Source organism: Pantoea sp. SGAir0175 (assembly GCF_043547855.1).
Genome location: NZ_CP028081.1, coordinates 115,038 through 140,636, shown reverse-complemented (window position 1 = coordinate 140,636; position 25,599 = coordinate 115,038). Strand labels below are relative to the sequence as shown.

Annotated in this window: 24 protein-coding genes and 1 pseudogene; 11 read left to right on the top strand and 14 right to left on the bottom strand. The window is 57.5% G+C overall.

What is annotated here, in order from left to right; genetic code table 11:
• Positions 1 to 39 precede the first annotated feature (39 nt).
• From C1N56_RS00660 to mntP, 3 genes are all read right to left on the bottom strand, one after another.
• On the bottom strand, positions 40 to 876 hold the full coding sequence (locus tag C1N56_RS00660) for a fumarylacetoacetate hydrolase family protein (RefSeq protein WP_222951496.1): 837 nt from the start codon (positions 874 to 876) through the stop codon (positions 40 to 42).
• A gap of 190 nt (positions 877 to 1,066) precedes the next feature.
• Positions 1,067 to 1,144: a stress response protein AzuC gene (gene azuC / locus C1N56_RS00655; protein ID WP_125310475.1), complete on the bottom strand. Its 78-nt coding sequence runs from the start codon at positions 1,142 to 1,144 to the stop codon at positions 1,067 to 1,069.
• A gap of 119 nt (positions 1,145 to 1,263) precedes the next feature.
• Positions 1,264 to 1,836 carry a manganese efflux pump MntP gene (gene mntP, locus C1N56_RS00650; RefSeq protein WP_021507902.1) on the bottom strand — a complete coding sequence of 191 codons (573 nt, stop codon included), beginning with the start codon at positions 1,834 to 1,836 and terminating at the stop codon, positions 1,264 to 1,266.
• A 204-nt stretch (positions 1,837 to 2,040) separates the two neighbouring features.
• On the opposite strand from mntP, the pseudogene C1N56_RS00645 reads away from it, so the two are divergent.
• The 3 genes and pseudogenes from C1N56_RS00645 to mqo form a co-directional block, all read left to right on the top strand.
• A pseudogene (locus tag C1N56_RS00645) lies at positions 2,041 to 2,091 on the top strand (hypothetical protein); the annotation flags it as partial.
• Positions 2,092 to 2,121: 30 nt separating this feature from the next.
• A complete protein-coding gene (locus C1N56_RS00640; protein ID WP_132466520.1) occupies positions 2,122 to 2,367 on the top strand; it encodes a DUF1158 domain-containing protein in 246 nt (81 codons plus the stop codon).
• A 526-nt stretch (positions 2,368 to 2,893) separates the two neighbouring features.
• On the top strand, positions 2,894 to 4,504 hold the full coding sequence (gene mqo, locus C1N56_RS00635; RefSeq protein WP_141496784.1) for a malate dehydrogenase (quinone): 1,611 nt from the start codon (positions 2,894 to 2,896) through the stop codon (positions 4,502 to 4,504).
• A gap of 277 nt (positions 4,505 to 4,781) precedes the next feature.
• Here the strand turns inward: mqo and C1N56_RS00630 are convergent, their stop codons facing one another.
• Complete coding sequence (locus C1N56_RS00630; RefSeq protein ID WP_059011339.1) at positions 4,782 to 5,369, bottom strand: LysE family translocator; 588 nt, start codon at positions 5,367 to 5,369, stop codon at positions 4,782 to 4,784.
• A 135-nt stretch (positions 5,370 to 5,504) separates the two neighbouring features.
• On the opposite strand from C1N56_RS00630, the gene C1N56_RS00625 reads away from it, so the two are divergent.
• Positions 5,505 to 6,995 carry an aminotransferase-like domain-containing protein gene (locus C1N56_RS00625; RefSeq protein ID WP_058775178.1) on the top strand — a complete coding sequence of 497 codons (1,491 nt, stop codon included), beginning with the start codon at positions 5,505 to 5,507 and terminating at the stop codon, positions 6,993 to 6,995.
• On the opposite strand, the gene C1N56_RS00620 is transcribed toward C1N56_RS00625, so the two are convergent.
• Positions 6,962 to 7,585 carry a glutathione S-transferase family protein gene (locus C1N56_RS00620; RefSeq protein ID WP_021507906.1) on the bottom strand — a complete coding sequence of 208 codons (624 nt, stop codon included), beginning with the start codon at positions 7,583 to 7,585 and terminating at the stop codon, positions 6,962 to 6,964. The two genes, C1N56_RS00625 and C1N56_RS00620, sit on opposite strands and share 34 nt — an antisense overlap.
• Before the next feature lie 114 nt (positions 7,586 to 7,699).
• Here C1N56_RS00620 and C1N56_RS00615 point away from each other — a divergent pair, with 114 nt between their 5' ends.
• Positions 7,700 to 8,548 carry a PhzF family phenazine biosynthesis protein gene (locus tag C1N56_RS00615; RefSeq protein WP_058770906.1) on the top strand — a complete coding sequence of 283 codons (849 nt, stop codon included), beginning with the start codon at positions 7,700 to 7,702 and terminating at the stop codon, positions 8,546 to 8,548.
• Between the two features lie 50 nt (positions 8,549 to 8,598).
• On the opposite strand, the gene C1N56_RS00610 is transcribed toward C1N56_RS00615, so the two are convergent.
• On the bottom strand, positions 8,599 to 9,357 hold the full coding sequence (locus C1N56_RS00610; RefSeq protein WP_021507908.1) for an SDR family NAD(P)-dependent oxidoreductase: 759 nt from the start codon (positions 9,355 to 9,357) through the stop codon (positions 8,599 to 8,601).
• Positions 9,358 to 9,472: 115 nt separating this feature from the next.
• Here C1N56_RS00610 and C1N56_RS00605 point away from each other — a divergent pair, with 115 nt between their 5' ends.
• From C1N56_RS00605 to C1N56_RS00595, 3 genes are all read left to right on the top strand, one after another.
• On the top strand, positions 9,473 to 10,372 hold the full coding sequence (locus C1N56_RS00605) for a LysR family transcriptional regulator (protein WP_031279769.1): 900 nt from the start codon (positions 9,473 to 9,475) through the stop codon (positions 10,370 to 10,372).
• A gap of 50 nt (positions 10,373 to 10,422) precedes the next feature.
• The gene (yhjD, locus tag C1N56_RS00600) at positions 10,423 to 11,424 is read left to right on the top strand and encodes an inner membrane protein YhjD (protein WP_058759376.1); all 1,002 of its coding nucleotides are present in this window, start codon (positions 10,423 to 10,425) and stop codon (positions 11,422 to 11,424) included.
• Between the two features lie 289 nt (positions 11,425 to 11,713).
• Positions 11,714 to 13,048 carry an MFS transporter gene (locus C1N56_RS00595; RefSeq protein ID WP_021507911.1) on the top strand — a complete coding sequence of 445 codons (1,335 nt, stop codon included), beginning with the start codon at positions 11,714 to 11,716 and terminating at the stop codon, positions 13,046 to 13,048.
• Between the two features lie 291 nt (positions 13,049 to 13,339).
• Here the strand turns inward: C1N56_RS00595 and ilvC are convergent, their stop codons facing one another.
• Positions 13,340 to 14,815, bottom strand: a complete 1,476-nt coding sequence (gene ilvC, locus C1N56_RS00590) for a ketol-acid reductoisomerase (protein ID WP_021507912.1) — start codon at positions 14,813 to 14,815, stop codon at positions 13,340 to 13,342.
• A gap of 162 nt (positions 14,816 to 14,977) precedes the next feature.
• On the opposite strand from ilvC, the gene ilvY reads away from it, so the two are divergent.
• Positions 14,978 to 15,859, top strand: a complete 882-nt coding sequence (gene ilvY, locus C1N56_RS00585) for an HTH-type transcriptional activator IlvY (RefSeq protein WP_021507913.1) — start codon at positions 14,978 to 14,980, stop codon at positions 15,857 to 15,859.
• Between the two features lies 1 nt (position 15,860).
• Here ilvY and ilvA read toward each other — a convergent pair whose 3' ends face one another.
• The 6 genes from ilvA to ilvL all read right to left on the bottom strand — a co-directional run bounded on the left by ilvA (position 15,861) and on the right by ilvL (position 22,420).
• Positions 15,861 to 17,405, bottom strand: a complete 1,545-nt coding sequence (gene ilvA / locus C1N56_RS00580; protein WP_058775138.1) for a threonine ammonia-lyase, biosynthetic — start codon at positions 17,403 to 17,405, stop codon at positions 15,861 to 15,863.
• Between the two features lie 6 nt (positions 17,406 to 17,411).
• Complete coding sequence (gene ilvD / locus C1N56_RS00575) at positions 17,412 to 19,262, bottom strand: dihydroxy-acid dehydratase (RefSeq protein ID WP_021507915.1); 1,851 nt, start codon at positions 19,260 to 19,262, stop codon at positions 17,412 to 17,414.
• Positions 19,263 to 19,323: 61 nt separating this feature from the next.
• Positions 19,324 to 20,253: a branched-chain amino acid transaminase gene (locus tag C1N56_RS00570; RefSeq protein WP_021507916.1), complete on the bottom strand. Its 930-nt coding sequence runs from the start codon at positions 20,251 to 20,253 to the stop codon at positions 19,324 to 19,326.
• 18 nt (positions 20,254 to 20,271) lie between these two features.
• Positions 20,272 to 20,529: an acetolactate synthase 2 small subunit gene (ilvM, locus tag C1N56_RS00565; RefSeq protein WP_008106624.1), complete on the bottom strand. Its 258-nt coding sequence runs from the start codon at positions 20,527 to 20,529 to the stop codon at positions 20,272 to 20,274.
• Positions 20,526 to 22,172: an acetolactate synthase 2 catalytic subunit gene (gene ilvG, locus C1N56_RS00560; protein ID WP_394517002.1), complete on the bottom strand. Its 1,647-nt coding sequence runs from the start codon at positions 22,170 to 22,172 to the stop codon at positions 20,526 to 20,528. The genes ilvM and ilvG overlap by 4 nt, the downstream gene beginning before the upstream one ends.
• A 149-nt stretch (positions 22,173 to 22,321) precedes the next feature.
• Positions 22,322 to 22,420 carry an ilv operon leader peptide gene (gene ilvL / locus C1N56_RS00555; RefSeq protein WP_071813600.1) on the bottom strand — a complete coding sequence of 33 codons (99 nt, stop codon included), beginning with the start codon at positions 22,418 to 22,420 and terminating at the stop codon, positions 22,322 to 22,324.
• 328 nt (positions 22,421 to 22,748) lie between these two features.
• On the opposite strand from ilvL, the gene C1N56_RS00550 reads away from it, so the two are divergent.
• Entirely contained in the window at positions 22,749 to 24,269 is a 1,521-nt protein-coding gene (locus C1N56_RS00550; RefSeq protein WP_058780245.1) for a YifB family Mg chelatase-like AAA ATPase, read from the top strand.
• A gap of 28 nt (positions 24,270 to 24,297) precedes the next feature.
• Here C1N56_RS00550 and C1N56_RS00545 read toward each other — a convergent pair whose 3' ends face one another.
• Positions 24,298 to 24,636 carry a DUF413 domain-containing protein gene (locus tag C1N56_RS00545; RefSeq protein ID WP_021507919.1) on the bottom strand — a complete coding sequence of 113 codons (339 nt, stop codon included), beginning with the start codon at positions 24,634 to 24,636 and terminating at the stop codon, positions 24,298 to 24,300.
• A 121-nt stretch (positions 24,637 to 24,757) separates the two neighbouring features.
• Here C1N56_RS00545 and hdfR point away from each other — a divergent pair, with 121 nt between their 5' ends.
• Complete coding sequence (gene hdfR / locus C1N56_RS00540) at positions 24,758 to 25,579, top strand: HTH-type transcriptional regulator HdfR (RefSeq protein WP_031279770.1); 822 nt, start codon at positions 24,758 to 24,760, stop codon at positions 25,577 to 25,579.
• Positions 25,580 to 25,599: the final 20 nt, after the last annotated feature.

The following is a 25,599-nucleotide window of genomic DNA, read 5'->3' as shown; positions in this document are numbered from 1 at the left end:
GCGGTGGCAGTGCAACGTTCGCCACCGCGCAGCAAAACGTCAGACGATGCGGTGGCGCAGACGACCAATCTTCTCAATTTCCACTTCGATCTCATCGCCAGGGAACATAAACAGCGGTGGCGTACGCTTTTTCCCCACGCCGCCCGGTGAGCCAGTGATGATGACATCGCCCGGTGACAGCGGACTAAACGCCGAGATGTATTCAATGATCTTCGCCACCGGATGCACCATGCTGGCCGTGGTATCATTCTGCACTTCGCGCTGATTCAGCCAGGTTTTGATCGCCAGCTGCTGCGGGTCCGGGATGTCGTCGGCGGTGGTCATCCACGGGCCAAAGCCGCCGGTTTGCTGCCAGTTTTTGCCTGCGGTAAACCAGGTGAACTGCATGTCGCGCACCGTGGCATCCATAAAGCAGCTGTAGCCCGCTACATGCTGTAGCGCATCGGCGGCTTTTACCTGATAAGCCGCCTTGCCGATGATCACCGCCAGCTCGCCTTCGTAATCAAATTCAGCCGTGGTCGCCGGTTTCAGCAGGGGCTGCTCGTGTGCTGCCAGCGAATCGGCAAAGCGTACGAACAGCGTCGGCGCGTCGAGCGTGGCGGCAAACTCCTGGCGCTTGTCGGCATAGTTCATACCAACGCAGAAGACTTTGCCTGGGTTTTCCACCACCGGCAGGAAGCGAATCGCGCTGAAGGCATAGTCCACCGGCTCGCTCAGGTACCCCTGCAGGTCACTCAGGCCACCGCGCTGCAGCAGGGTTTTCAAATCCGGACAGCTGTCGCCCAGCCGCGCACCGAGATCGATCACGCCGTCGGGTTGCACGATGCCATAACTTTTTCTTGCCTGGTCAATAAGAGAAAAACTGCACAGCTGCATGATGGCCTCAATGTTATAGAGAATTTGCGCGCAGGTTATCAAAAGCCAGACGGAAAAGCGGTATGACCTGAGGGTAAAGTAATTAATGTTTGTGAGTTTTGGTGACAGAGATGCGCAGAGGGGAACGGCGCCGGGTGATAACCACAGGTCGATCCCTGACCGCGATTATCGAGGGTTTCTGGCGGAGCGCTTAGTTTAAGGCGCCCGGCGGTACGTGTTTGAAGGTCTCAACATAAGAGCGAAACACGGAGCGGAAAAAACGTTTCATGGTGCACCTGATACAAAAATTGTTGAAGAATTACGCGAAAATTATAACGCCCGCGCATTTTTCACGCAATTATTTTTGAACCAGATCACAAAAACGCGCCCACCCCATGCTGCCAGACGTTAACGGAACAGCCCTAAGTGCTCAATCAGGATGGTGCAGCCAATGCTGATCAGTACCACGCCGCCCAGCACTTCCGCCCATTTGCCCATTACCGGACCGATAAAGCGGCCGACCAGCACACCGGTGGTCGCCATGATAGTGGTGGCCGCACCGATGGTGAGCGCGGTGAGCACAATGTTAACCTGAAGGAACGCGAGGCCAACCCCCACCGCCAGCGCGTCAAGGCTGGTCGCTACCGCCGTCAGCGCCAGTACCATAAAGCCGTGGCGCTGCGGCGCTTCGCACGGCTCATCGGCCGTCTGACGGAAACCTTCCATGATCATCCGCCCGCCAAGAATGCCCAGCAGACCAAATGCCACCCAGTGATCCCACGCCATAATGTAGTGGCTGGCGGCCAGCCCGATGGCCCAGCCTACCAGCGGCGTCAGCATTTCAATGACGCCAAAAATCAGCCCTGTGCGTAATGCTTCTTTGAAGCCCGGACGATACAGCGACGCGCCTTTGCCCAGTGCTGCAGCGAAAGCGTCCATCGACATACCAAAGGCCAGAATCAGGGTTGCGATAAATGTCATGGTTTTCAGTCAATGCGGTGAAATAAGACGATTAAGCCTGCACTTTGTCCGCATATCGGGTTCAGTAATGAAAAAGTGCGCGCAGTCTAGCACGCCAACCAGCCAAAAAAAAGACAACAAAATCATGGGTTTAAGTATAGCAAAGGCTATAACTCTTAACTGCCGCTATTTCTGTAGCTAAGTGGATGGAATAGAAGAAATTTCTTAGCGCACGCTGCGGCGGGGATTGCACCGCGCCGCGGTTTTATGCGCTAATGCCCGCGCTAACTGATTTGGAATGATGCGATGAAAAACCCATTTGAAACGCTGATCATCCCGGGCGGCATTCTGCTGCTGGGCTTTCTTTCGGCGCTACTGCTGCCCGCCCCTTCGTTTGGCGTGGCGCTGGCAAAACAGCTGCAGCAGGCTCTGCATCTGCAGGATGTGAATCAGCTGTACACCATAGTGTTCTGCGTCTGGTTTTTGCTGCTGGGTACCGTTGAGTTTTTCATTATCCGCTTCGTCTGGCGCCGCTGGTTCCAGCTGCGCTGAGCGGTGCGCGTGATGCATTTTTCTTCTGACGGGCGCCCGACACCGTGCCCAAATTAAAAGTCACACAAATGTAACATTATTTTTACACGATCTGGCGAAACATCAGGCAACATAAAATCCGCATAAAAAATCAATTTCGCTAAAACCTATCGTTTTCAATGCGTTAATTTGTGATCCAGCTCACCGTGTGAAATCACCCCTCTCCATTTCCCTCACACTGCCGCAACAACTACGTTACTATAACTGCCTGATTAGGGGATAAAAATCCCTTATGACAGCGCCGTCGGGCTGATTAATTCTTATGCTGAATCATTTCTGCATTTAAAAAATAAACAAACGTTTAATTCCGATACGAGAATGTTATATTCGAATGCATATGCATAACGTGCAGTTAACCGTTATCACACCTATGGCTTAAACCTGAGTCTTAACCTTTGAGAAATAGCGCAACGCGCTTGCAAAAAGCGTGGCTGTTTCGCCTGCGAACCTGTTGAGCTTCAGGGCAACAGAGAGGAGATGTCGCCTCATGAGCAACACTGCGGTAAATCTGGCGCTAGCCGCCGCTGGCATGGAAAGCACACACCTTCAGGAACGAAAAGACGTAGATGTCCTGCTGATCGGCGCAGGCGTGATGAGTGCTACCTTAGGCACCTGGCTGCAGGATCTCGAGCCAGACTGGTCGATTGAGATGGTCGAGCGGCTGGATGATGTCGCGGTCGAATCCTCTAACGGCTGGAACAATGCCGGCACCGGCCACGCGGCGCTGGCCGAGCTGAACTATACGCCCGAAAGAGCGGATGGCAGCATCGACATTGCCAAAGCGGTGGCGATTAACGAATCCTTCCAGATTTCCCGCCAGTTCTGGGCGTATCACGTACAGAAAGGCAACCTGAGTAATCCACAAAGCTTTATTCACAGCACGCCGCACATGAGTTTTGTCTGGGGCGAGGCCAACGTGGCTTTCCTGCGCAAGCGCTTCCAGGCGCTGCAGAAAAGCACCCTGTTCCGCGGCATGAACTATTCCGAAGATCGTGACCAGATCGCTGAGTGGATTCCGCTGGTGATGAACGGGCGCGACCGCAAGCAGAAAGTGGCGGCCACCTGGACCGACATGGGCACCGACGTTAACTTCGGTGAGGTGACGCGCCAGCTGATTGCTGCGCTGGAGAAGAAAGAGAATTTCCGCCTGCGTCTGCGTCAGGAAGTACGCGACATCAAGCGCCTGAGCGATGGGCGCTGGCAGGTAAGCCTGCACAACCTCGCCAGCGGTGAGCCGCGTGTGCTGACCGCGCGCCAGCTGTTTATCGGTGCCGGCGGTGCCGCGCTGCCGCTGCTGCAAAAAACCGGCATCCCGGAAGTAAAAGGCTACGCTGGTTTCCCGGTGGGCGGCTCGTTCCTCGTCACGGAAAACCCGGACGTGGTGGCGCAGCACATGGCGAAGGTGTATGGCAAAGCCAGCGTGGGCGCACCGCCGATGTCGGTACCGCATGTTGATACCCGCGTGCTGGATGGCAAGCAGGTGCTGCTGTTTGGCCCGTTTGCGACCTTCTCCACAAAATTCCTCAAGCAGGGCTCGCTACTGGATATGTTCGGCGCGATGAACAGCAGTAACCTGCTGCCGATGATGCAGGTTGGGCTGAAAAGCTTCGATCTGGTGAAATATCTGGTCGATCAGGTGCTGCAGAGCGATGACGATCGTATGGAAGCGCTGCGCGCTTATGTACCGCAGGCAAAACAGGAAGACTGGAAGCTGGTCACGGCCGGTCAGCGCGTGCAAATCATCAAAAATGATGAGAAAGAGGGCGGCGTGCTGCGTCTCGGTACCGAAGTGGTCACCTCGGCCGACGGCTCGATCTCTGCGCTGCTGGGCGCGTCACCGGGCGCCTCCACCGCAGCACCGATTATGCTGGAGCTGATGGCGAAAGTGTTCCCGGAGCAAATGCGCTCGCCAGAGTGGCAAACCAAAATCCGCGCGGTAATCCCGTCGTGGGGCCGCAAGCTGAACGGCGACGTAGCGCTGACCGAGAAGGTGCTGGCCGAAACCAGTCGCGTGCTGCAGCTGGATTACGCACCGGTCATCACGCCGGAAGCTGCCAACGACGAAGGCCGTGAAACCGCCCATGTGGTGGGCAAGTAAGCGGCGACGCCTGTCCCTTCACCGGTAAATACAGACCTGACTGGGGCCGCAATCGCGGCCTCTTTTTTGATTACAGTGTCGCCCTTTGGATGACGCAATCCCTGACGGTTCCAGCCTGGAATTTATTCACCAGGAAGCGCACGTTTGTTAGCGGCACAATACATTGCACATTGCGCGATAAATCGCGCCGCTACATCAGGGTGCGTCGTACGGCTTCGTTAACTGACCAGCCCCCCATATTGTGCCCCTGCTTACCGCGCCATCCAACGCCGTGGCATCAGCCCAATAGCAGCGCGTCATACAGCATCCACCCGGTGGTCGCCACCAGCGACAGCGCCATTAGCGTGTTGAATGCCTGACGTTTCCACGCAATCTGCAGGTGATGGCGCAGCCGGTCGCCCAGCGCTGCCCAGATTAAAATGCACGGCAGGTTGAGGGCGGCGAAGCCGAGCAGCACCGCCAGCACACCGTTGCTGTTGGCGTACATCAGCGCCACGTTGGTGACCATTAGCCAGGCTTTGGGATTCACCGCCTGGAAACACACGCCGCCCAGCAGGGTCATCGGACGCGGACGTTCGCGCAGCTGCGGCGCACCGGCGCGGAAGATTTTCCACGACAGCCACAGCAGATAGCTGCATCCCACCACCGTCAGCGGCAACCGCACCGACGCCATCCAGTGCAATAGCAGCTCCAGCGCCACGCTCGCCAGCAGCATCTGTAACGCACAGCCGAGCAGGATGCCAAACAGCATCGGCAGCGTGCGCCGGAAGCCAAAATTGACGCCGGACGTGGCCAGTAACAGATTGTTCGGACCCGGTGTAATCGACATCACCGTAACGTAGCTAAAGAAGGATGGATCGAGCATGGTGCGTTTCCCTGAGAATCAACGAAGCACCATGCTAATGCGCAAATTACGATGGCAACAGAGACACAAAATCACTATTGTGATGGATACAGTTAAGGCAATTTTAAATTGTACCTATCGCGCGCGGAGGCTTTTGTGTCCCTTCCTCTCTCATCCGGCCAGACGCTGTACCAGCAGCTGGCGGACAGTTTTGCCGAATCTATCCATCAGGGCACGCTGAAGCCGGGTAAGCGCCTGCCGGCCATCCGGCGCGTGGCACAGTCGCACCAGGTCAGCATCAATACCGTGCTAAGTGCCTGGCATATCCTTGAAGATCGCGGCCTGATAGAAGCCCGTCCGCAGTCGGGCTACTACGTGCGTGGCGTGCTGCCCGCGGTAACGCGACCGCTCAGGCCGATGAGCGCCAGCGTTAATGACCCCAGCACGCAAAAACTGGAACTGATCGAGCAGGTGTTCGCCGCGCAGAATCACCCCGACTACACCAATATTTCGCTGGCCTGCCCGCAGGATAGCGAACTGTTTCCGGCGGCGAAACTGGGACGCATTACCGCCTCCCTTATTCGCCGCGATAACGACATCATTGGTCGCTACGCGCTTCCGCCGGGTAGTGAGCGCTTACGGGAGGAGATTGCGCGCCGTAGCCTGCACACCGGCCTGAATCTGACTGTCGCGGACATCACCCTGACCCACGGCTGCATGGAAGCGCTGCAGCTGGCGCTGCGTGCGGTGACGAAGCCGGGCGACTGCGTCGGGCTTGAATCGCCGACCTACTTCTTTTTGTTCCCGCTGCTGGCCTCACTCGGGCTGAAGGCGCTGGAAATCCCCACCGATCCGCAAAACGGCCTGTCGCTGGATGCGCTGGAGATGCTGCTACAGGAGCAGCGCATTCAGGCGCTGATCGCCATGCCGGGCGCGCAGAATCCGCTGGGCTACGTGATGCCGCTGGAAAATAAAAAGCGTCTCGCGAAGTTAGTGAACACTTACCACGTTCCGCTGCTGGAGGATGGGCTGTATGACGAATTGCAGTTTGACTGGCCGCTGTCGCCGCCGGTCAAAGCCTTTGACCGCGACGGCTGGGTGATTTACTGCACGAGTTTTACCAAAACCGTCGCGCCCGATTTTCGCGTGGGCTGGACGGCTGCCGGCCGCTTCCACCCGGCGATTGCGCGGCTGAAAGCGGTATCGTCGATGACCGAATCAAAACTGCTGAGCGAAACGCTGGCCGAATTCCTCGCCAGCGGCGGTTATGATCACCATCTGCGTTCGCTGCGGCGTCGCTATGCCGCTAATCTGGATGCGGCGCGCGGCATCATTGCCCGTCATTTCCCGCAGGGCACGCGCGCTACCCTGCCGCGCGGCGGCTTTGTGTTTTGGGTCGAGCTGCCGGGTAAGGTTGACACGGTGGAGATGTTTCATCGCCTGTTGCAGGAGCAAATTTGCGTCACGCCGGGCGCGCTCTATTCACTGAGCGATCGCTATCGCCATGCGCTGCGTCTCTCCTGCTGCTATCCGTTTGATGAGCGTTACACCTGGGCACTGAAACGCACCGGCGCGCTGGCCTGTGAAATCACCGGTATCGCGCCGGGTCAGGATCAGGGCTTACCGTTGCGGCCCCAGGTGGTGTAACCCTCGCGTTCCGTCAGGCGCTCATAATAGGTTTGCACGGCAGGAAAGTCCGGATGGTCGAGCGGGGTTTCAAACCAGCGGTTCACCGCCAGGCCAACCGGAATATCGGCCAGGGTAAAGTTTCGGCCCGCGACGTAGCGCCCGGTTTTTTCCAGCTGCTGATTAAGAATACCCATGGTGTGGCTCCAGCCTTTGATGGCGGCAGCCAGCAGGCGCGGATCCTGATGGGCTGGCGAATTGCGCACCAGCGACATAAAAGCATAGCGCCATGAGGTGTTGAGCTCGGTGGCCTGCCAGTCCATCCACTGATCGACCGGCGCACGCGCGCGCGGATTATCCGGGTAGAGCCATTCACCGCCGTTGCTGTTGGCGAGGTAGCGCAGAATCGCGTTGGACTCCCACATCACGAAGTCATCTTCGATGATTACTGGCACCATGGCGTTGGGATTGAGCGCCATAAACTGCGGTGAGTGCAACGACTGCGGGTCTTCACCCCACGGCTCGTGCTCCCAGGCAATATCCAGCTCTGAACAGAGCCACAGCACTTTACGAACGTTGATTGACGAGTTACGGCCCAGAATTTTTAACATAGCGGACTCCGCTGGCAGAATTGTTAATCTATTCATAGTCCTGTTAGACGCCTTAAGCAATCAGCAGGATGTAAATCCGGATTTCAGACAACCTCAATGAGGAAAGGAGCGAACATGCAGGTGGCGTTTAAACAAGTGGATGTGTTCTCCACAGGTGCGTTCAGCGGCAATCCGCTGGCGGTGATCATGGATGCCCAGGGTCTGAGCGACGCACAGCTGGCGGCCATCGCACGCTGGACCAATCTGTCGGAAACCACCTTCGTGCTGCCACCACAGGATGCCACAGCCGACTATCGTGTGCGCATTTTTACGCCCGGCGGCGAGCTGCCGTTTGCCGGACACCCCACGCTTGGCACCGCGCATGCCTTGCTGGAAGCCGGCTGGCCCCTGAAAACAGCGGGTAAGATTGTGCAGGAGTGCGGCGTGGGCCTGGTTGAGGTGCAGATTGGCGCTGACGGTACGCTGGCCTTTGCCGCACCGCACGCCAGCCTGACGCCGTTCAGCGATGCGCTGATGAGCAGCGCACTGCACAGTGACGCGTTCGACCTCAGCCAGACGCCAGCCGTGGCGGATATGGGGATTCGCTGGCTGTTAGTTCCGATGAGCAGCGCGCAGGCGGTGCTGGAGGTGGTCACCCAGGCGGACGATTTACTGCGGCTGCAGCAGCATGCGGGTGTGAACGGCATCGCCCTGTTTGGCCCGCTGCCGCAGGACGCAGAGGCGCAGTACGAGGTGCGCGCGCTGCTGGTCGAGAACGGTAGCCTGGTCGAAGATCCGGTCACCGGCAGCGCCAACGCCTGTCTGGCACGCTATCTTGCGGCGCAGGGCCAGCGGCAGGATTACTGCGCGCGTCAGGGCAGCGCCATCCAGCGTGCCGGTCGCATTGTGGTGCGTTTTGCCGGTGAGACAATCTGGATCGGCGGACAAACCCTCACCCTGATTGATGGCACGATTGAGGTGTAAAACGGGCGCTGCTCCGTTGGTTAACACGATTCGGTCGCAGCGCGATGTTTTTACAGTGCCTGACCGCCGGAGGCCTCGATACGCTGGGCGGTAATCCAGCCGGTTTCATCGCTCAGGATCGCGCTGATGGCATCACCGATATCATCCGGCAGACCAACGCGGCCCAGCGCGGTCACTGAAGCGATATGCGCGTTCAGATCTTTGGTGTCGCGCACGCGACCCCCGCCAAAGTCGGTTTCAATCGCCCCCGGCGCCAGAATGTTGACGCGAATGCGGCGCTCGCCCAGCTCTTTCGCCTGATAGCGCGTCAGCACTTCCATCGCCCCTTTCATGGCGGCGTAAGTACCTGAACCCGGCAGCGTCATGCGCGTCAGACCGCTGGAAATGTTCAGGATGCGTCCACCATCGGCGATCAGCGGCAGCAGTTTCTGCGTCAGGAAATACGGCCCTTTAAAATGCACATTCACCAGCGCATCAAACTCCTCTTCACTGGTTTCGGCCAGCAGCTTGTAATGACCATGGCCAGCGTTGTTCACTAAATAATCAAAGCTGTCGCGCTGCCAGGTTTCGTTCAGCGTTGCTTTGACCCGCGCCGCAAAGTCATCGAACTGTTTACTGTCGCCCACATCCAGCTGCAGCGCCACCGCACGCGCGCCCAGCGCCTCAATCTCCTTCACGACCGCCTGCGCTTCTTCAGCATGACCGCGCCAGGTAAACAGAATATCGACGCCCTTAGCCGCCAGTTTTAGCGCGCCATTCTTGCCCAGACCGCGGTTACCGCCGGTAATCAATGCAATTTTATGAGACATGTTTCGCTCCGGTTGGAAAATTGAACACGGATTAAGGATATTCGCGAATAATTGATCTATAAACGCAGGGGAATACACAGCACTGTTTCACTAACAACAACAATCGGTGAACAACATGGATAAAATTCACGCTATGCAGGTGTTTGTGCGGGTGGCAGAAATGGGCAGTTTTACCCGCGCGGCTGAGAGTCTGGGTTTACCCAAGGGCAGCGTTTCCCGCCAGCTGCAGGCGCTGGAAAACCAGATGGGCACACGCCTGCTGCACCGTACCACGCGCCGCGTGCATCTCACCCAGGATGGCCTGGTGTATTACGATCGCTGCCTGGATTTGCTGTCGATGCTGGATGATATGGACAGCCTGTTCCAGCACGATCCTGCCACGCTGAGCGGCAAGCTGCGCGTCGATATGTCGGTGGCGATGGCGACCGGTTTTATCCTGCCGCGCCTGCCGGAGTTTTTGCAGCACTATCCGGGCGTGGAGATTGAGCTGAGCAGCAGCGATCGCCAGGTTGATGTGATTCGCGAGGGCTTTGACTGCGTGTTACGCGTTGGCGAACTGAAAGATTCCGGCCTGATTGCGCGAAAAATTGGCTCGCACGCCTTGATCAACTGCGCCAGCCCTGGCTACCTTTCCCGCTTCGGCATGCCGGTGCGGCTGGACGATCTCGGCCAGCACGCCATGGTGCACTATACCCAACAGCTGGGGCAGCCCTCGCCGGGCTTTGAGTACTTTGATGGCAAACAGTGCCATTACGTGCAGACCGGCGGCGTGGTGACGGTAAACAGCACCGAAACCTATCGCGCCGCCTGTATCGCCGGGCTGGGCATTATTCAGGTACCGGCGATTGGCGTGCAGCCGCTGCTGGAATCCGGCCAGCTGGTCGAAGTGCTGCACCACTTCCCGGCCAAACCGATGCCGATTTCCCTGCTCTATCCTCACCGTCGCAACGTGGCGCGCCGCGTGCGGGTGTTTATGGAGTGGCTGAGTCAGGTGCTGCAGGAATACGTGACCTGAACGGGCAAGCTATAATTTTATTTTCGCTGTGAACAGGATGCAGAAGGTCTATGACGGACAAAACCACAAAAGCCTCAGCGGCTGAAGCTAAGCCGCTGATTGATATCAAAACCGGGAACAAAACGGTGGATGGCTCAATCCGGCGCGTCTCACGCTTTGCCGCCTGGTTTCAGGCGATCCCGGCAGTGGCGCACTTTTTGCGCGCGCTGGAGCGCTTTAACGATCGCCTCGGCAGCCAGTTTGGTGCGGCGATCACCTATTTTTCATTTCTTTCGCTGATACCGATTTTGATGGTCTCCTTTGCGGCGGTCGGCTTTGTGCTGGCGTCCAATCAGGATCTGCTTTCTGAGTTGATCAACAAAATCGTTAACAGCATCAGCGACCCGACGCTGGCGACCACGCTGAAAAATACCGTCAATACCGCGATTCAGCAGCGCGCGACTGTCGGCCTGACCGGTTTGCTGCTGGCGCTCTACTCCGGCATTAACTGGATGGGTAACCTGCGCGAAGCGGTACGCGCCCAGTCGCGTGACGTATGGGAACGCACGCCCGATGACCAGGAAAAGTGGTGGAAGAAGTATCTGCGCGACCTGGTTTCGCTGCTGGGTCTGATGCTGGCGCTGGTGATTACGCTGTCGCTGACCTCGATTGCCGGCGCAGCGCAGGCGGCGATCGTGAATGCGCTGGGGCTGGGCGATATCGAGTGGCTGCGGCCGGCGATGACCATCATCGCGCTGTCGATCTCCATCTTCGCCAACTATCTGCTGTTCCTGTGGATTTTCTGGATTCTGCCGCGCCACAAGCCACGCAAAAAAGCGCTGCTGCGCGGTACGCTGCTGGCGGCGATTGGGTTTGAGGTGATCAAGTTTGTCATGACGCTGACGCTGCCAAAGCTGGCGACGTCGCCCTCCGGTGCCGCCTTTGGATCGGTGCTGGGGCTGATGGCCTTCTTCTACTTTTTCGCGCGTCTGACGCTGTTCTGCGCCGCGTGGATCGCCACCGCAAAATACAAGGATGATCCCGAGATGTCGCAGCCGCATCACTCTGCCTAACGCGACAATTCAGTTACATTTGCCGCAACAGCAAAAAATGTTTCCTGCTGGCTACTAAAGCAGCAAAAACCAGCAGGAAACGCTGGAGGGTCACTTTTATTTGGCCCTTTTGCAGAGAATCACGCCAGAAAAGCCGCGCTTCCCCCTCCCATCCGCCGCCGATTGCCGTAACTCAGAAATTATCCTCTTTTTCGCCGCCAAAGCCCGGTGTGACGCGGTTTTTCGTCATTGAATGCGGCAAAACAGGTGCGTAAGATTCTTTGTTTACATTTACAATTAAGAAACAGTTATGCAAGCCTCCATCTCCGAAACACCCGACCAACCACACGACGGCACACCGGTTAACTCACGCAGTAAAGTGGTAGTTGCCTCGCTGGTCGGCACTGCGATCGAATTCTTCGATTTCTATATCTATGCCACCGCCGCGGTAATTGTTTTTCCGCATATCTTCTTCCCGCAGGGTGACGCTACGGTTGCCACGCTACAGTCGCTGGCCACCTTCGCTATCGCCTTCGTTGCGCGCCCTATTGGCTCCGCGCTGTTTGGTCACTTTGGCGACCGCGTGGGCCGTAAAGCGACACTGGTTGCCTCGCTGCTGACCATGGGCGTTTCTACCGTACTGATCGGCCTGCTGCCGGGTTATCAGACCATTGGCGTGGCGGCACCGCTGCTGCTGGCGCTGGCGCGTTTTGGTCAGGGCCTGGGACTGGGCGGCGAATGGGGCGGCGCAGCGCTGCTGGCCACCGAGAACGCCCCGGCGAAGAAACGTGCGCTGTACGGCTCGTTCCCGCAGCTGGGTGCACCGATTGGCTTCTTCTTTGCCAACGGCACGTTCCTGCTGCTCTCGTGGCTGCTGACCGATGAGCAGTTCATGAACTGGGGCTGGCGCGTGCCGTTTGTGCTCTCTGCGGTGCTGGTGATTATCGGTCTGTATGTGCGCGTATCGCTGCATGAGAGCCCGGTGTTTGCCAAAGTGCAGAAAGAGAAGAAGCAGGTGCGGATCCCTATCGGTACGCTGCTGAGCAAGCATATGACGGCGACCATCCTCGGCACGTTTATCATGCTGGCGACCTACACGCTGTTCTACATTATGACGGTGTATTCGATGAGCTACGGCACCGCGCCGGCGCCGGTTGGTCTCGGTTATTCGCGTAACAGCTTCCTGTGGATGCTGATGGTGGCGGTCATCGGTTTTGGCGTGATGGTGCCGATTGCCGGCCTGCTGGCGGACCGTTTTGGCCGTCGCAAAACGATGATCACCATTACGCTGATGATTATCGCCTTTGCGCTGATGTTCCCGCTGCTGCTCGGCTCCGGCTCGCAGATTCTGGTGATGGGCTTCCTGCTGCTCGGCCTGAGTATTATGGGTCTGACATTCGGCCCGATGGGCGCGCTGCTGCCAGAACTGTTCCCGACCGAAGTTCGCTATACCGGCGCGTCGTTCTCTTACAACCTGTCGTCGATTCTTGGCGCCTCGGTGGCGCCTTATATTGCGACCTGGCTGAATGCGAACTACGGCTTGCAGGCGGTGGGCTTCTATCTGGCCTCCATGGCGGTGCTGACGCTGATCGCGCTGATTGCCTGTAAAGAGACGCGCCACCAGACGCTGTATGAAGCGGTGTGATTGATTGCGTGTTGACAGAACCCGGCTCCGGCCGGGTTTTTTATTGGCGGTGTGGGGATCGTGCGGTGTGTCCCTCACCCTGGCCCTCTCCCGTAAACGGGAGAGGGAGTATCCGCGCGGTGTTGATGGATAAGTGCAGAAACATCAGCCCGCACCGAACGGTTCCCTCTCCCGCCAGCGGGAGAGGGCCAGGGTGAGGGTGAGAAAAACCCTTCTGCCCCCAGACATAAGACATAAAAAAACCCCGGCAAGCCGGGGTTTGATTGGGCTGAAAACTGTGTCTCGCGTGCCTTAACCCGCGACGGCGATGCGTTTCATGTCGGTCATATAGCCACGCAGTTTGCGGCCAACGGCTTCGATTGGATGCTGGCGGATCGCTTCGTTCACGTCGCGCAGCTGCGCGTTATCCACCTGCGTGCCTTCCACCGCTTTGCCCAGGTCGCCAGGCTGCAGCGTGGTCATGAACTCTTTCAGCAGCGGAACGGCTGCGAAGGAGAACAGGTAGTTACCGTATTCTGCGGTATCGGAAATTACCACGTTCATTTCATACAGACGCTTACGGGCGATGGTGTTGGCAATCAGCGGCAGCTCGTGCAGGGATTCATAGTAAGCCGACTCTTCAATGATGCCCGCGTCAACCATGGTTTCGAATGCCAGCTCAACGCCCGCTTTCACCATCGCGACCATGACCACGCCTTTGTCGTAGTACTCCTGCTCGTCGATTTTGCCTTCGAACTGCGGGGCATTTTCGAACGCGGTTTTACCGGTCTCTTCACGCCAGGTCAGCAGGTTTTTGTCGTCGTTCGCCCAGTCAGCCATCATACCGGAAGAGAATTCACCCGAGATGATGTCATCCATGTGCTTCTGGAACAGCGGGGCCATGATGGTTTTCAGCTGCTCAGACAGTGCGTAAGCGCGGATTTTTGCCGGATTAGACAGACGATCCATCATCAGCGTGATGCCGCCAAACTTCAGCGATTCGGTGATGGTTTCCCAGCCGAACTGAATCAGTTTCTCGGTGTACGCCGCGTCGTGACCTTCGGCCACCAGCTTGTCGAAGCACAGCAGTGAACCGGCCTGCAGCATACCGCACAGAATGGTCTGCTCGCCCATCAGGTCTGATTTGACTTCTGCCACGAAAGACGATTCCAGCACGCCTGCACGGTCGCCGCCGGTGGCTGCAGCCCAGGCTTTGGCAATCGCCATGCCTTCGCCTTTTGGATCGTTTTCCGGGTGAACAGCGATCAGCGTTGGAACGCCGAAGCCACGTTTGTACTCTTCACGCACTTCGGTACCCGGGCACTTCGGTGCCACCATCACCACGGTGATGTCTTTACGGATGGTCTCGCCCACTTCGACGATGTTGAAACCGTGAGAGTAACCCAGCGCGGCACCGTCTTTCATCAGCGGCTGAACGGCCTGCACAACGGCAGAGTGCTGCTTGTCCGGCGTCAGGTTAACCACCAGATCCGCCTGCGGGATCAGCTCTTCGTAAGTACCCACTTTAAAACCGTTTTCGGTGGCTTTACGGAACGACGCACGCTTCTCAGCGATGGCTTCAGCGCGCAGTGCGTAAGACACATCGAGGCCAGAGTCACGCATGTTCAGACCCTGGTTCAGGCCCTGCGCACCGCAGCCGACGATGACCACTTTCTTACCTTTCAGGAAGCTAGCGCCATCCGCGAATTCATCGCGCGACATGAAGCGACATTTGCCTAACTGCGCTAACTGATTGCGCAGATTCAATGTGTTGAAGTAGTTAGCCATGGGTACTCCGCTCAGATGTTGTGTTTGCTTTTGTTCAGTAACGGCGCCGGATTTAGCGCCGCGAATGACCCCATCATATGACAGGAAATCTGTTGCTTAAATTGATATATTAACAACGTCACATTGCAGAATTTGCAACATCACGCTGAGGGCAAAACGCGCATGGATTTACGAGACCTGAAACTGTTTCTTCACCTGGCGGAAAGCTGCCACTTTGGCCGCACCGCGCGCGCCATGCACGTCAGCCCGTCGACATTGTCACGCCAGATCCAGCGGCTGGAAGAGGATGTCGGACACGCGCTGTTCCTGCGCGACAACCGCACCGTGACGCTGACCGAAGCCGGCGAGCGGCTGCGTCAGTTCGCTCAGCAGACCCTGCTGCAGTATCAGCAGCTGCGCCATGTCATGGACCTGAACGGTCCGTCGCTGAGCGGCGAGCTGCGCCTGTTCTGCTCGGTAACCGCCGCCTACAGCCATCTGCCGCCGATTCTCGACCGCTTTCGCGCGGAGCATCCGCAGGTGGAGATCAAACTCACCACCGGCGACGCTGCCGATGCCATTGAAATGGTGCAGTCCGGCGAAGCGGATCTGGCCATCGCCGGCCGGCCGGAGTCGCTGCCCGCCAGTATCGATTTTACACCACTGGGTTTGATCCCGCTGGTGCTGATCGCCCCGGCGCTGCCCTGCCCGGTGCGCAGCCAGGCGACGCAGGAACAGCCGGACTGGTCGCAGATTCCCTTTATCCTGCCGGATCAGGGGCCGGCGCGGCGCGGTATTGATTTATGGTTTCGCCGCCATCGCATTGCCAACCCGCAGATTTACGCCACGGTGTCTGGCCATGAGGCGATTGTGTCGATGGTGGCGCTCGGCTGCGGCATCGCGCTGCTGCCGGATGTGGTGCTGGAAAACAGTCCGGAACCGGTGCGCAATCGCGTGCTGACGCTGGAAAATGTCGAGTCGGTGGCGCCGCTGGAGCTCGGCGTATGCGTACAAAAAAAGCGGCTCGGGGAGCCGCTGATCAATGCTTTCTGGCACCTGCTGTAGTTTAGCCGGCGAGGAAGAAGCGAAACGCCGGATTGCTGGCCTCGTCGTGCCACTCATAGCCGAGCGCGTTGAGGTGGGTGTCGAAATCCGGCTCTTTGTCGTTGATCTCGAACGCCGCCAGCACGCGACCAAAATCGGTGCCGTGGCTACGATAGTGGAACAGCGAAATATTCCAGTGCGCACCCAGCGTCTGCAGAAACTTCAGCAGCGCGCCCGGCGCTTCCGGGAATTCGAAGCTGAACAGCCGTTCACGCAGCGGTTTTGACGGGCGTCCGCCCACCATGTAGCGCACGTGCAGCTTCGCCATCTCATCATCCGACAAATCCACCACCTGATAGCCGCCTTCAGCCAGCTGGCTGATGATCTCGCTGCGCTCCTCAAGGCCGCGCGTTAAACGCACGCCAACAAAGATGCAGGCGTTGTCGGCATCGGCATAACGGTAGTTGAACTCGGTTACCGCACGGCCGCCCAGCGTCTGGCAGAAACGCAGGAAGCTGCCCTGCTGCTCAGGAATGGTGACCGCCAGCAGCGCTTCACGCTGTTCACCCAGCTCACAGCGCTCGGAGACATAGCGCAGACCGTGGAAGTTGACGTTGGCGCCCGACAGCACGTGCGCCAGCCGCTCGCCTTTGATGTCGTGCTGCTGGATGTACTTCTTCATGCCCGCCAGCGCCAGCGCGCCGGAAGGCTCCGCCACCGCTCGCACATCCTCGAACAGATCCTTCATCGCTGCGCAGATGGCATCGCTGTCTACGGTGATGATGTCGTCGAGGTATTCTTTGCACAGGCGGAAGGTTTCGCTGCCGATACGCTTGACCGCCACGCCTTCGGCAAACAGCCCGACGCGCGGCAAATCCACCGGCTCGCCAGCATCAAGCGCCGCCTTCAGGCAGGCAGAATCCTGCGACTCGACCGCGATAACCTTGATTTGCGGCATCAGCTGTTTAATCAGTACCGCCACACCCGCCGCTAAGCCGCCGCCGCCTACCGGCACAAACACACGATCGAGATGCGCATCCTGCTGCAACAGCTCCATCGCCAGCGTGCCCTGTCCGGCAATCACCGCCGGATGATCAAACGGCGGCACGAAGGTGTAACCCTGCTGCTCCGCCAGCTCAATCGCTTTGGCTTTTGCCTCGTCAAAGTTGGCGCCAAACAGGTAAGCCTCACCGCCAAACGCGCGCACTGCATCAACCTTGATGTCCGCCGTCGCCACTGGCATCACAATCAGTGACCTGATGCCGAGCGTGCTGGCCGAGAGCGCCACGCCCTGCGCGTGGTTACCCGCCGAAGCAGTAACCACGCCGCGCGCTTTCTGCTCTTCCGTCAGACCGGCGATCATGGCGTAAGCACCGCGCAGCTTGAAGCTGTGCACCGGCTGGCGATCTTCGCGCTTCACCAGAATGGTGTTGCCAAGACGCGACGAAATTTTTTCCATTTTTTGCAGCGGCGTCACCTGGGCAATTTCGTACACAGGCGCACGCAGCACCGCGCGCAGATACTCCGCGCCATTGGGCGACGCGGAAAGCGGTTGAGACTCAGCCATCAGAGATTAGCCTCCCAGCTTAGACTTATCGCGCACCGCGCCCTTGTCAGCGCTGGTGGCGAGCGATGCATAAGCACGCAGTGCGAAGGAGACCTGACGCACGCGACCGTGCGGCGTATAAGCCGCTTCGCCACGCGCTTCCTCTTCTTCACGGCGGGCATGCAGTTCGTTATCCGGTACCGCCAGCTTAATGCCGCGATTCGGGATATCGATTTCAATGATGTCGCCATCTTTAACCAGCGCGATGGTGCCGCCGTTCGCTGCTTCCGGTGATGCGTGGCCAATGGAGAGACCCGAGGTGCCGCCCGAGAAGCGTCCGTCAGTAATCAGCGCACAGCTTTTGCCGAGCCCCATCGATTTCAGATAAGTGGTCGGATAGAGCATTTCCTGCATGCCCGGACCGCCTTTTGGCCCTTCGTAGCGGATCACCACCACATCACCGGCGACCACTTTGCCGCCGAGAATCGCTTCCACCGCATCGTCCTGGCTTTCATACACTTTTGCCGGACCTTTAAAGGTGAGGATCTCTTTGTCGACGCCGGCGGTTTTCACGATGCAGCCATCTTCCGCCATGTTGCCGTACAGCACTGCCAGACCGCCATCCTGAGAGAATGCGTGTTCGCGCGTGCGGATACAGCCTTCCTGACGATCGTCATCCAGCGTATCCCAGCGGCAGTCCTGTGAGAACGCCTGGGTAGTACGGATGCCCGCCGGGCCGGCGCGGAACATCTTCTTCACCGCTTCGTCTTTGGTCAGCATGATGTCGTACTGATCGAGGGTTTCGCGCAGGTTGAGGCCCAGCACGTTGCGTACGTCGGTGTGCAGCAGGCCGGCACGATCCAGCTCGCCAAGAATACCGATTACCCCGCCCGCGCGGTGCACATCTTCCATATGATATTTCTGTGTGCTCGGCGCCACTTTGCACAGGTGCGGCACTTTACGTGACAGGCGATCGATGTCGGAGATGTTGAAATCGATCTCGCCTTCCTGTGCGGCGGCCAGCAGGTGCAGCACGGTATTGGTGGAACCGCCCATGGCGATATCCAGCGTCATGGCGTTCTCGAACGCAGCTTTGCTGGCGATGTTACGCGGCAGCACGCGCGCATCATCCTGCTCGTAGTACTGTTTGGTCAGGTTAACGATGCGCTTGCCGGCGTTGATGAACAGGTCTTTACGATCGGCGTGGGTTGCCAGCAGCGAGCCGTTGCCCGGCTGCGACAGGCCCAGCGCTTCGGTCAGACAGTTCATGGAGTTGGCGGTGAACATGCCGGAGCACGAGCCGCAGGTCGGGCAGGCGGAACGCTCAATCTGTTCGCTGTCGGCATCGCTGACGTTCGGGTTCGCACCCTGAATCATCGCGTCCACCAGATCCAGCTTGATGATTTTGTCTGACAGCTTGGTTTTACCGGCTTCCATCGGACCGCCGGAGACAAAGATCACCGGAATGTTGAGGCGCAGCGAGGCCATCAGCATGCCGGGGGTGATTTTGTCGCAGTTGGAGATACACACCATGGCGTCGGCGCAGTGGGCGTTCACCATATATTCCACGGAGTCGGCAATCAGCTCGCGTGAAGGCAGTGAATACAGCATGCCGCCATGACCCATGGCGATACCGTCATCCACCGCGATGGTGTTGAACTCTTTGGCTACACCACCCGCGGCTTCGATTTGCTCAGCGACCAGTTTGCCAAGATCGCGCAGGTGCACGTGGCCCGGTACGAATTGGGTGAAGGAGTTAACCACGGCGATAATCGGCTTACCGAAATCGTCGTCGGTCATTCCGGTGGCGCGCCACAGGGCACGGGCACCCGCCATGTTACGACCATGGGTGGTGGTGGCGGAACGGTACTTAGGCATGCTCTATTTACTCCAGTCTGAAAAATGACGCGGGCGCTGCTGCACCCGCGTTACTGTCTTGTTATGGATTCACCTGATCCAGCCAGCCGTACTTGTCTTCGGTTTCGCCGGTGAACAGGCCAAAGAATGCCTGCTGGATTTTGGTGGTCACCGGGCCACGTTTGCCCTCACCCACCTGGATGCCGTCCACGCTGCGTACCGGCGTGATTTCTGCGGCAGTACCGGACATGAACACTTCATCCGCCAGGTACAGCGATTCGCGTGACAGCACCTGCTCGCGCACTTCGATACCGAGATCCTTCGCCAGCTTGATGATGGCGTCGCGGGTGATGCCCGGCAGCGCTGAAGAGGTGAACGGCGGGGTGAAGAGGATGCCGTCTTTCACTTCAAACAGGTTTTCGCCAGCACCTTCGGAGATATAACCCTGGGTATCCAGCGCGATACCTTCCTGATAGCCGTGGCGGCGCGCTTCGCTGCCAACCAGCAGAGAAGAGAGATAGTTACCGCCTGCTTTCGCCGCGGTTGGCAGGGTATTTGGCGCCACGCGATTCCAGGAAGAAACCATGGCGTTAATGCCCTGCTCCAGCGCTTCGGCGCCCAGGTAAGCCCCCCACGGGAACGCAGCGATGATCACATCAGTGGTGAAGCCGTCTGGCGGGTTAACGCCGAGGCCCACGTCGCCGACAAAGGCCAGCGGACGAATGTAGGCACTCTTCAGTTTATTGACGCGGATGACTTCGCGGCACGCTTCCATCAACTCATCCACGCTGGCTTTGATCGGGAAACGGTAAATTTTGGCGGAGTCGTGCAGACGCTGCATGTGTTCACGGTGACGGAACACCACCGGACCTTTGTGTGAGTCGTAGCAGCGAACGCCTTCGAACACAGAGGTGCCGTAATGCAGTGCGTGAGACATAACGCTAACCTTGGCGTCTTCCCACTTAACCATCTCTCCATTGAACCAGATAAAGTCTGCTTTCTTCGTACTCATTGTTATTTCCTTTGGCGACTAGGCGCGGATTTGTTGTGTTGTCTGTTGCTGGATCTCGACACAGGCGACATCCATAAGTTTGCTTAACTGCGAAGACAGTAAATCGACAGAGCGCTGGCTGGCAACGGTCATTTCGATATTAATGTTCTCCGCATTGACGGCGGACGCCATATTCATCGCGCAGACCTGGAAGCCACGGTGACGCACGACGCGCAAAATGCGCTCCAATATTTCAGGGCGAAAGCGGGCTTCGATAGACAATTGATGCTGGTTCATACGGTTTTCTCCATCATGTTTGCGTTGCTGGCACCCGGCGGTACCAGTGGCCAGACGTTTTCATGCTCATCAATCGCAACATGCAGGAAGTAAGGACCTTCACTGTTCAGCAGAGCATCAATCGCGGCGTCGACCTGATCTTTACGGCTAATGCGCTGGCCCGGAATATCAAAGGCGCTGGCCAGCGTGAGGAAATCGGGGTTATCGGTGAGGATGGTTTCACTGTAGCGACCATCAAAGAACAGCTGCTGCCACTGGCGAACCATGCCAAGACGCTGGTTATCCAGCAGCAGGATTTTTACCGGCAGCTGCTTACGCTTGATGGTGCCCAGCTCCTGAATATTCATCATGATTGAGCCGTCACCGGACACGCAGATAACGGTGTCATCCGGACGGGCAACCTGCGCGCCTACCGCAGTCGGCAGCCCAAAGCCCATGGTGCCCAGACCGCTGGAGGTGATGAAGTTTTCCGGCGCGCTGAAGCGCATGTGCTGCGCCGCCCACATCTGGTGCTGGCCAACGTCGGTGGTTACCACCGCGCTGTCAGGTTTACGATCTGACAACTGCTTCAGCAGCAGTGGCGCGTAGATCGCCTCGCCGGGATGGTCGTAACGCCACGCGAACTCCGCGTTCATCGCTTTAACTTCAGTACGCCAGCCGTCGATCTGCAGCGGCATGCTCAGCGCCGGCAACACCTGGTTGAGATCGCCCTGCAGCGAAACGTGAGCGCGACGCAGTTTGTTCAATTCCGCCGGATCGATATCAATATGGATGACGCTGGCGTGCGGCGCGAAGGTATCCAGCTTACCGGTGACGCGGTCGTCGAAGCGTGCGCCGACGGCAATCAGCAAATCACAGGATTGCACCGCCAGGTTGGCCGCTTTGGTGCCATGCATGCCGAGCATACCGAGATAGAGATCGCTGCTGGCTTCGGCGCTGCCCAGTCCTTTCAGGGTAGAAACCATCGGGATGCCGGTCTCCTGCGCCATAGCCCGCAGCGCCGGGACGGCCTGCGCCATGCCGACACCGCCGCCGATATACAGCATCGGTTTTTGCGCCTGCGCCATCAGCGCGCGCGCTTCGGCAATGTGCTGCGGTGAGTGGCTCAGTGCTTCTTCAACCGGCAGCAGGTGCGGCGTCAGGTCACCGCTGGCAATCTGAATATCTTTGGGAATGTCGACCAGCACTGGTCCCGGACGGCCGGACTGCGCGATGGCGAAAGCTTCCGCCATCACCGAGGGTAAATCATCCAGCGATTCAACGAGGAAGCTGTGTTTAGTGCAGGCTAATGACAGGCCAAGAACGTCGATCTCCTGAAAGGCGTCGGTACCGATAAATGCTGAAGAGACCTGCCCGGTGATGGCGACAACCGGAACGGAATCCATCATCGCATCGGCCAGCCCGGTGATCAGGTTGGTGGCGCCCGGTCCGGAAGTCGCGATGCAAACCCCGGTTTTGCCGGTCGCACGCGCATAACCGATCGCTGCCATCACCGCACCTTGTTCATGACGACACAGTAGATGTTCCACGCCGCCATCGTAGAGCGCATCGTACACTGGCATGATTGCTCCGCCAGGATAACCAAACACTGTGTCGACACCCTGCGCGCGTAAAGCCTGAACTACCCACTGTGCACCTGTCATGGTTATTCTCCTGTATTCCTGCTGGAACAACAGAATTTTATGCTACTGCTCATAATCTGTTCCTCGCTGATTCGCTGATATTTCGTCTGGTCGAAAAAAAACCCCCGGACCTTACGGTGCGGGGGTTTTTCGAATTCCAGGCTTGATTTTTAAGCCTTTCTTTCTCCAAGCGTAGCCCCGCACGGTGGGTTAATAATCACCACCACGCTAATCACGACTAGGCTAATCACTTGTAGAAGGGCTTTCATGTGTCGTCTGTTTTTTCGTTAGTTCGAAGTAATACCTACAGAGTTACCATAGTTAGCAGGGGATTTACAATAATTTTCATCGGAAAATTTTATGACGCGCGCAGTTGACGTGCGTTATCGCTTTGTAAGTAAAAGGTTATTCGCATTTGTGATAATTATTCATTACGCCCGCGACGCAACCGTTATTTTGCTTTTGCGATCTGGCTGCGAAAATTAATGAACAGGATGAAAAGCGCAGCGATTTTCCTGAATACCGCTTCAGGATGATAGTTTCAGCGGTCGCCGTGTGGATTTTTTTCAGCAAGGATAAAGGCAACAAGGAGCGGTTATGTCTTTATCGAAAGTATTAACACGCGCGGCGCTCGGAGTGCAGGCTCCACTGGTGACGATTGAAGTGCATATCAGCAACGGTCTGCCAGCATTGACGCTGGTAGGTCTGCCGGAAACCACCGTCAAAGAAGCCCGCGAACGCGTGCGCAGCGCCATTATCAATAGCGGTTTCACCTTTCCGGCGAAGCGCGTCACCATTAACCTCGCGCCAGCTGATTTACCTAAGGAGGGTGGGCGCTACGACCTGCCCATCGCTATCGCCATTCTCGCGGCCTCAGAGCAGCTGCCAGGCGATAAGCTGGCCCATTATGAGTTCCTGGGTGAGCTGGCGCTAAACGGCGCGCTGTGTGGCGTTCAGGCCGCGATTCCTGCTGCCATGGCAGCGCTGCAGGCCGGACGTCAGATGGTCTTAGCGGAGCAGAATCAACAGGATGTGGGCCTGATACAACAGGGCGAAACGCTGGTGGGCAAGCATCTGGTGGAGATCTGCGCTTTCCTGCATAACCAGACGGCGCTGACGGTCGCCCATTACCAGCCTGAAACGGTGCCGCACGAGCAGCAGGACCTGAGCGATATTATTGGCCAGCAGCAGGGACGGCGCGCGCTGGAAATTACCGCCGCCGGTGGCCATAACCTGTTGCTGCTGGGCCCGCCCGGCACCGGTAAGACCATGCTGGCAACCCGATTGCCCGGCATTATGCCGCCGCTGGATGACCAGGAAGCGCTGGAGTGCGCCGCAATTGCCAGCCTGGTCAGCAGCGGTACGCTACATCATCAGTGGCGTAGACGGCCGTTCAGAGCGCCTCATCACAGCGCATCGCTGTATGCGCTGGTCGGCGGAGGATCCCTGCCGCGGCCGGGCGAAATTTCGCTGGCGCACAATGGGGTGCTGTTTCTCGATGAACTGCCCGAGTTTGAGCGCAAAGCGCTGGATGCGTTACGCGAACCGATTGAGTCCGGTGAAATCGCCATTTCCCGTTCCCGCGCCAAAGTCACTTTCCCTGCGCGCTTTCAGCTGATTGGTGCAATGAATCCCAGCCCGACGGGCCATTATCAGGGGAATCATAATCGCTGCACGCCGCAGCAGGTGCTGCGCTATCTCAGCCGGCTGTCTGGCCCGTTTCTGGATCGCTTCGACCTGTCGCTGGAGATTCCGCTGCTACCGGGCGGCTCGCTCAGCCAGAAGCAGCAGCACAGCGAAACCAGCGCGCAGGTGCGCGCCCGCGTACTGGCCGCCCGGGCGATACAGATGGCACGCGCGGGCAAAGTGAATGCGCAGCTGTCGAATCCGGAGATCGCCCGTGATTGTGTGTTACAGCAGCAGGACGCGGAATGGCTGGAGGAGATCCTGAATGCACTGGGATTATCGGTGCGTGCATGGCAGCGCATCTTAAAGGTGGCGAGAACCATCGCAGATTTAGCGGGTGAACGGCAGGTTACGCGTCAGCATCTGCAGGAGGCGGTGGGATATCGCAGTATCGATCGTTTACTGATTTACCTGCATAAAAGCCTGGAATGACAACGGGGCTGAAATCAGCCCCGTCATGTTAATCGTCGCTATCGCTGAAGTCTTCCACCGTGTCCATCTGCGGTTTACCGCCGGACAAGGTATGAAAACGTTTCGGACGCTTGATACGTGCAGTGTATTTTGACCAGACACGTTCAGCCTCAGTCTGCGGCTCACGCAGACCACGACAGACTTCAATAAACAGACGCTCTTCTTCGGTCTCCGGATCGCGCTTAGCAAGATCCAGTTCGTTGAAAGCGTATCCGTGGCGTTCCAGAAGCTGAGCTTCTTTAATGGTGAAGTCACCATGACGCGAAAAACCACGAGGGTAATGTTTGTTATCAAAGAAACGATTAGTTGTTGCGAAGCTGTCCGCCATCTTACACGCTCCTGATTCTCATATGGCCGTGCTATTTATGGCGCGGAGTATTAGATAGGCTTGACAGAGTGTAAAACAAAACATTTAAATCAGTACGACAAACATTTTTTGGGAGAATGCTGTGGATACGGAATTACTGAAAACTTTCCTCGAAGTGAGCAGAACGCGTCATTTCGGGCGTGCTGCTGAAGCGCTTTACCTCACGCAATCTGCCGTTAGTTTTCGCATCCGTCAGCTGGAAAATCAGCTGGGCGTTAATCTTTTTACCCGTCACCGCAATAATATCCGGCTGACTTCAGCAGGCGAGCGCTTATTGCCCTACGCTGAGAGCCTGATGAGTACCTGGCTGATGGCAAAGAAGGAGGTTTCGCATACCCAGCAGCACCATGAGCTATCAATCGGTGCCAGTGCATCGCTCTGGGAAGCGTATCTTACGCCCTGGCTGCAGACGCTATACGAGAACCGGGAGAGCCTGCATCTGGAAGCACGTATTGCTCAGCGCCATTTGCTGGTCAAGCAGTTACATGAGCGCCAGCTTGATCTGCTGATCACCACCGAAGCGCCAAAAATGGATGAACTCACCAGTCAGCAGATCGGTCATATTTCACTCGCGCTCTTTCGTGCACGCAAAACTGAAAAGCGTGAAAAATATGATTACATCAAACTCGAGTGGGGCGCGGATTTCCATCAGCATGAAAGTTATCTTTCCAGTGATGACGTACCGGTATTAACTACCACTTCAGCACATGTGACCCGCGAATTGCTGCATACCACGGGAGCCTGCGCTTTTTTACCTGATTTCTGGCACGGCATTTACAGTGATTTGATGGTTATTCCAGACACACCTGTCGCAGTGCGACCGTTATATGCGGTATGGCTGCAGAATAGCGATCAACAGGCACACATTCGTCAGCTGCTTAAATATCCGGTCCTGACTCACTGAAGCAATAAATGAGGGAGTTT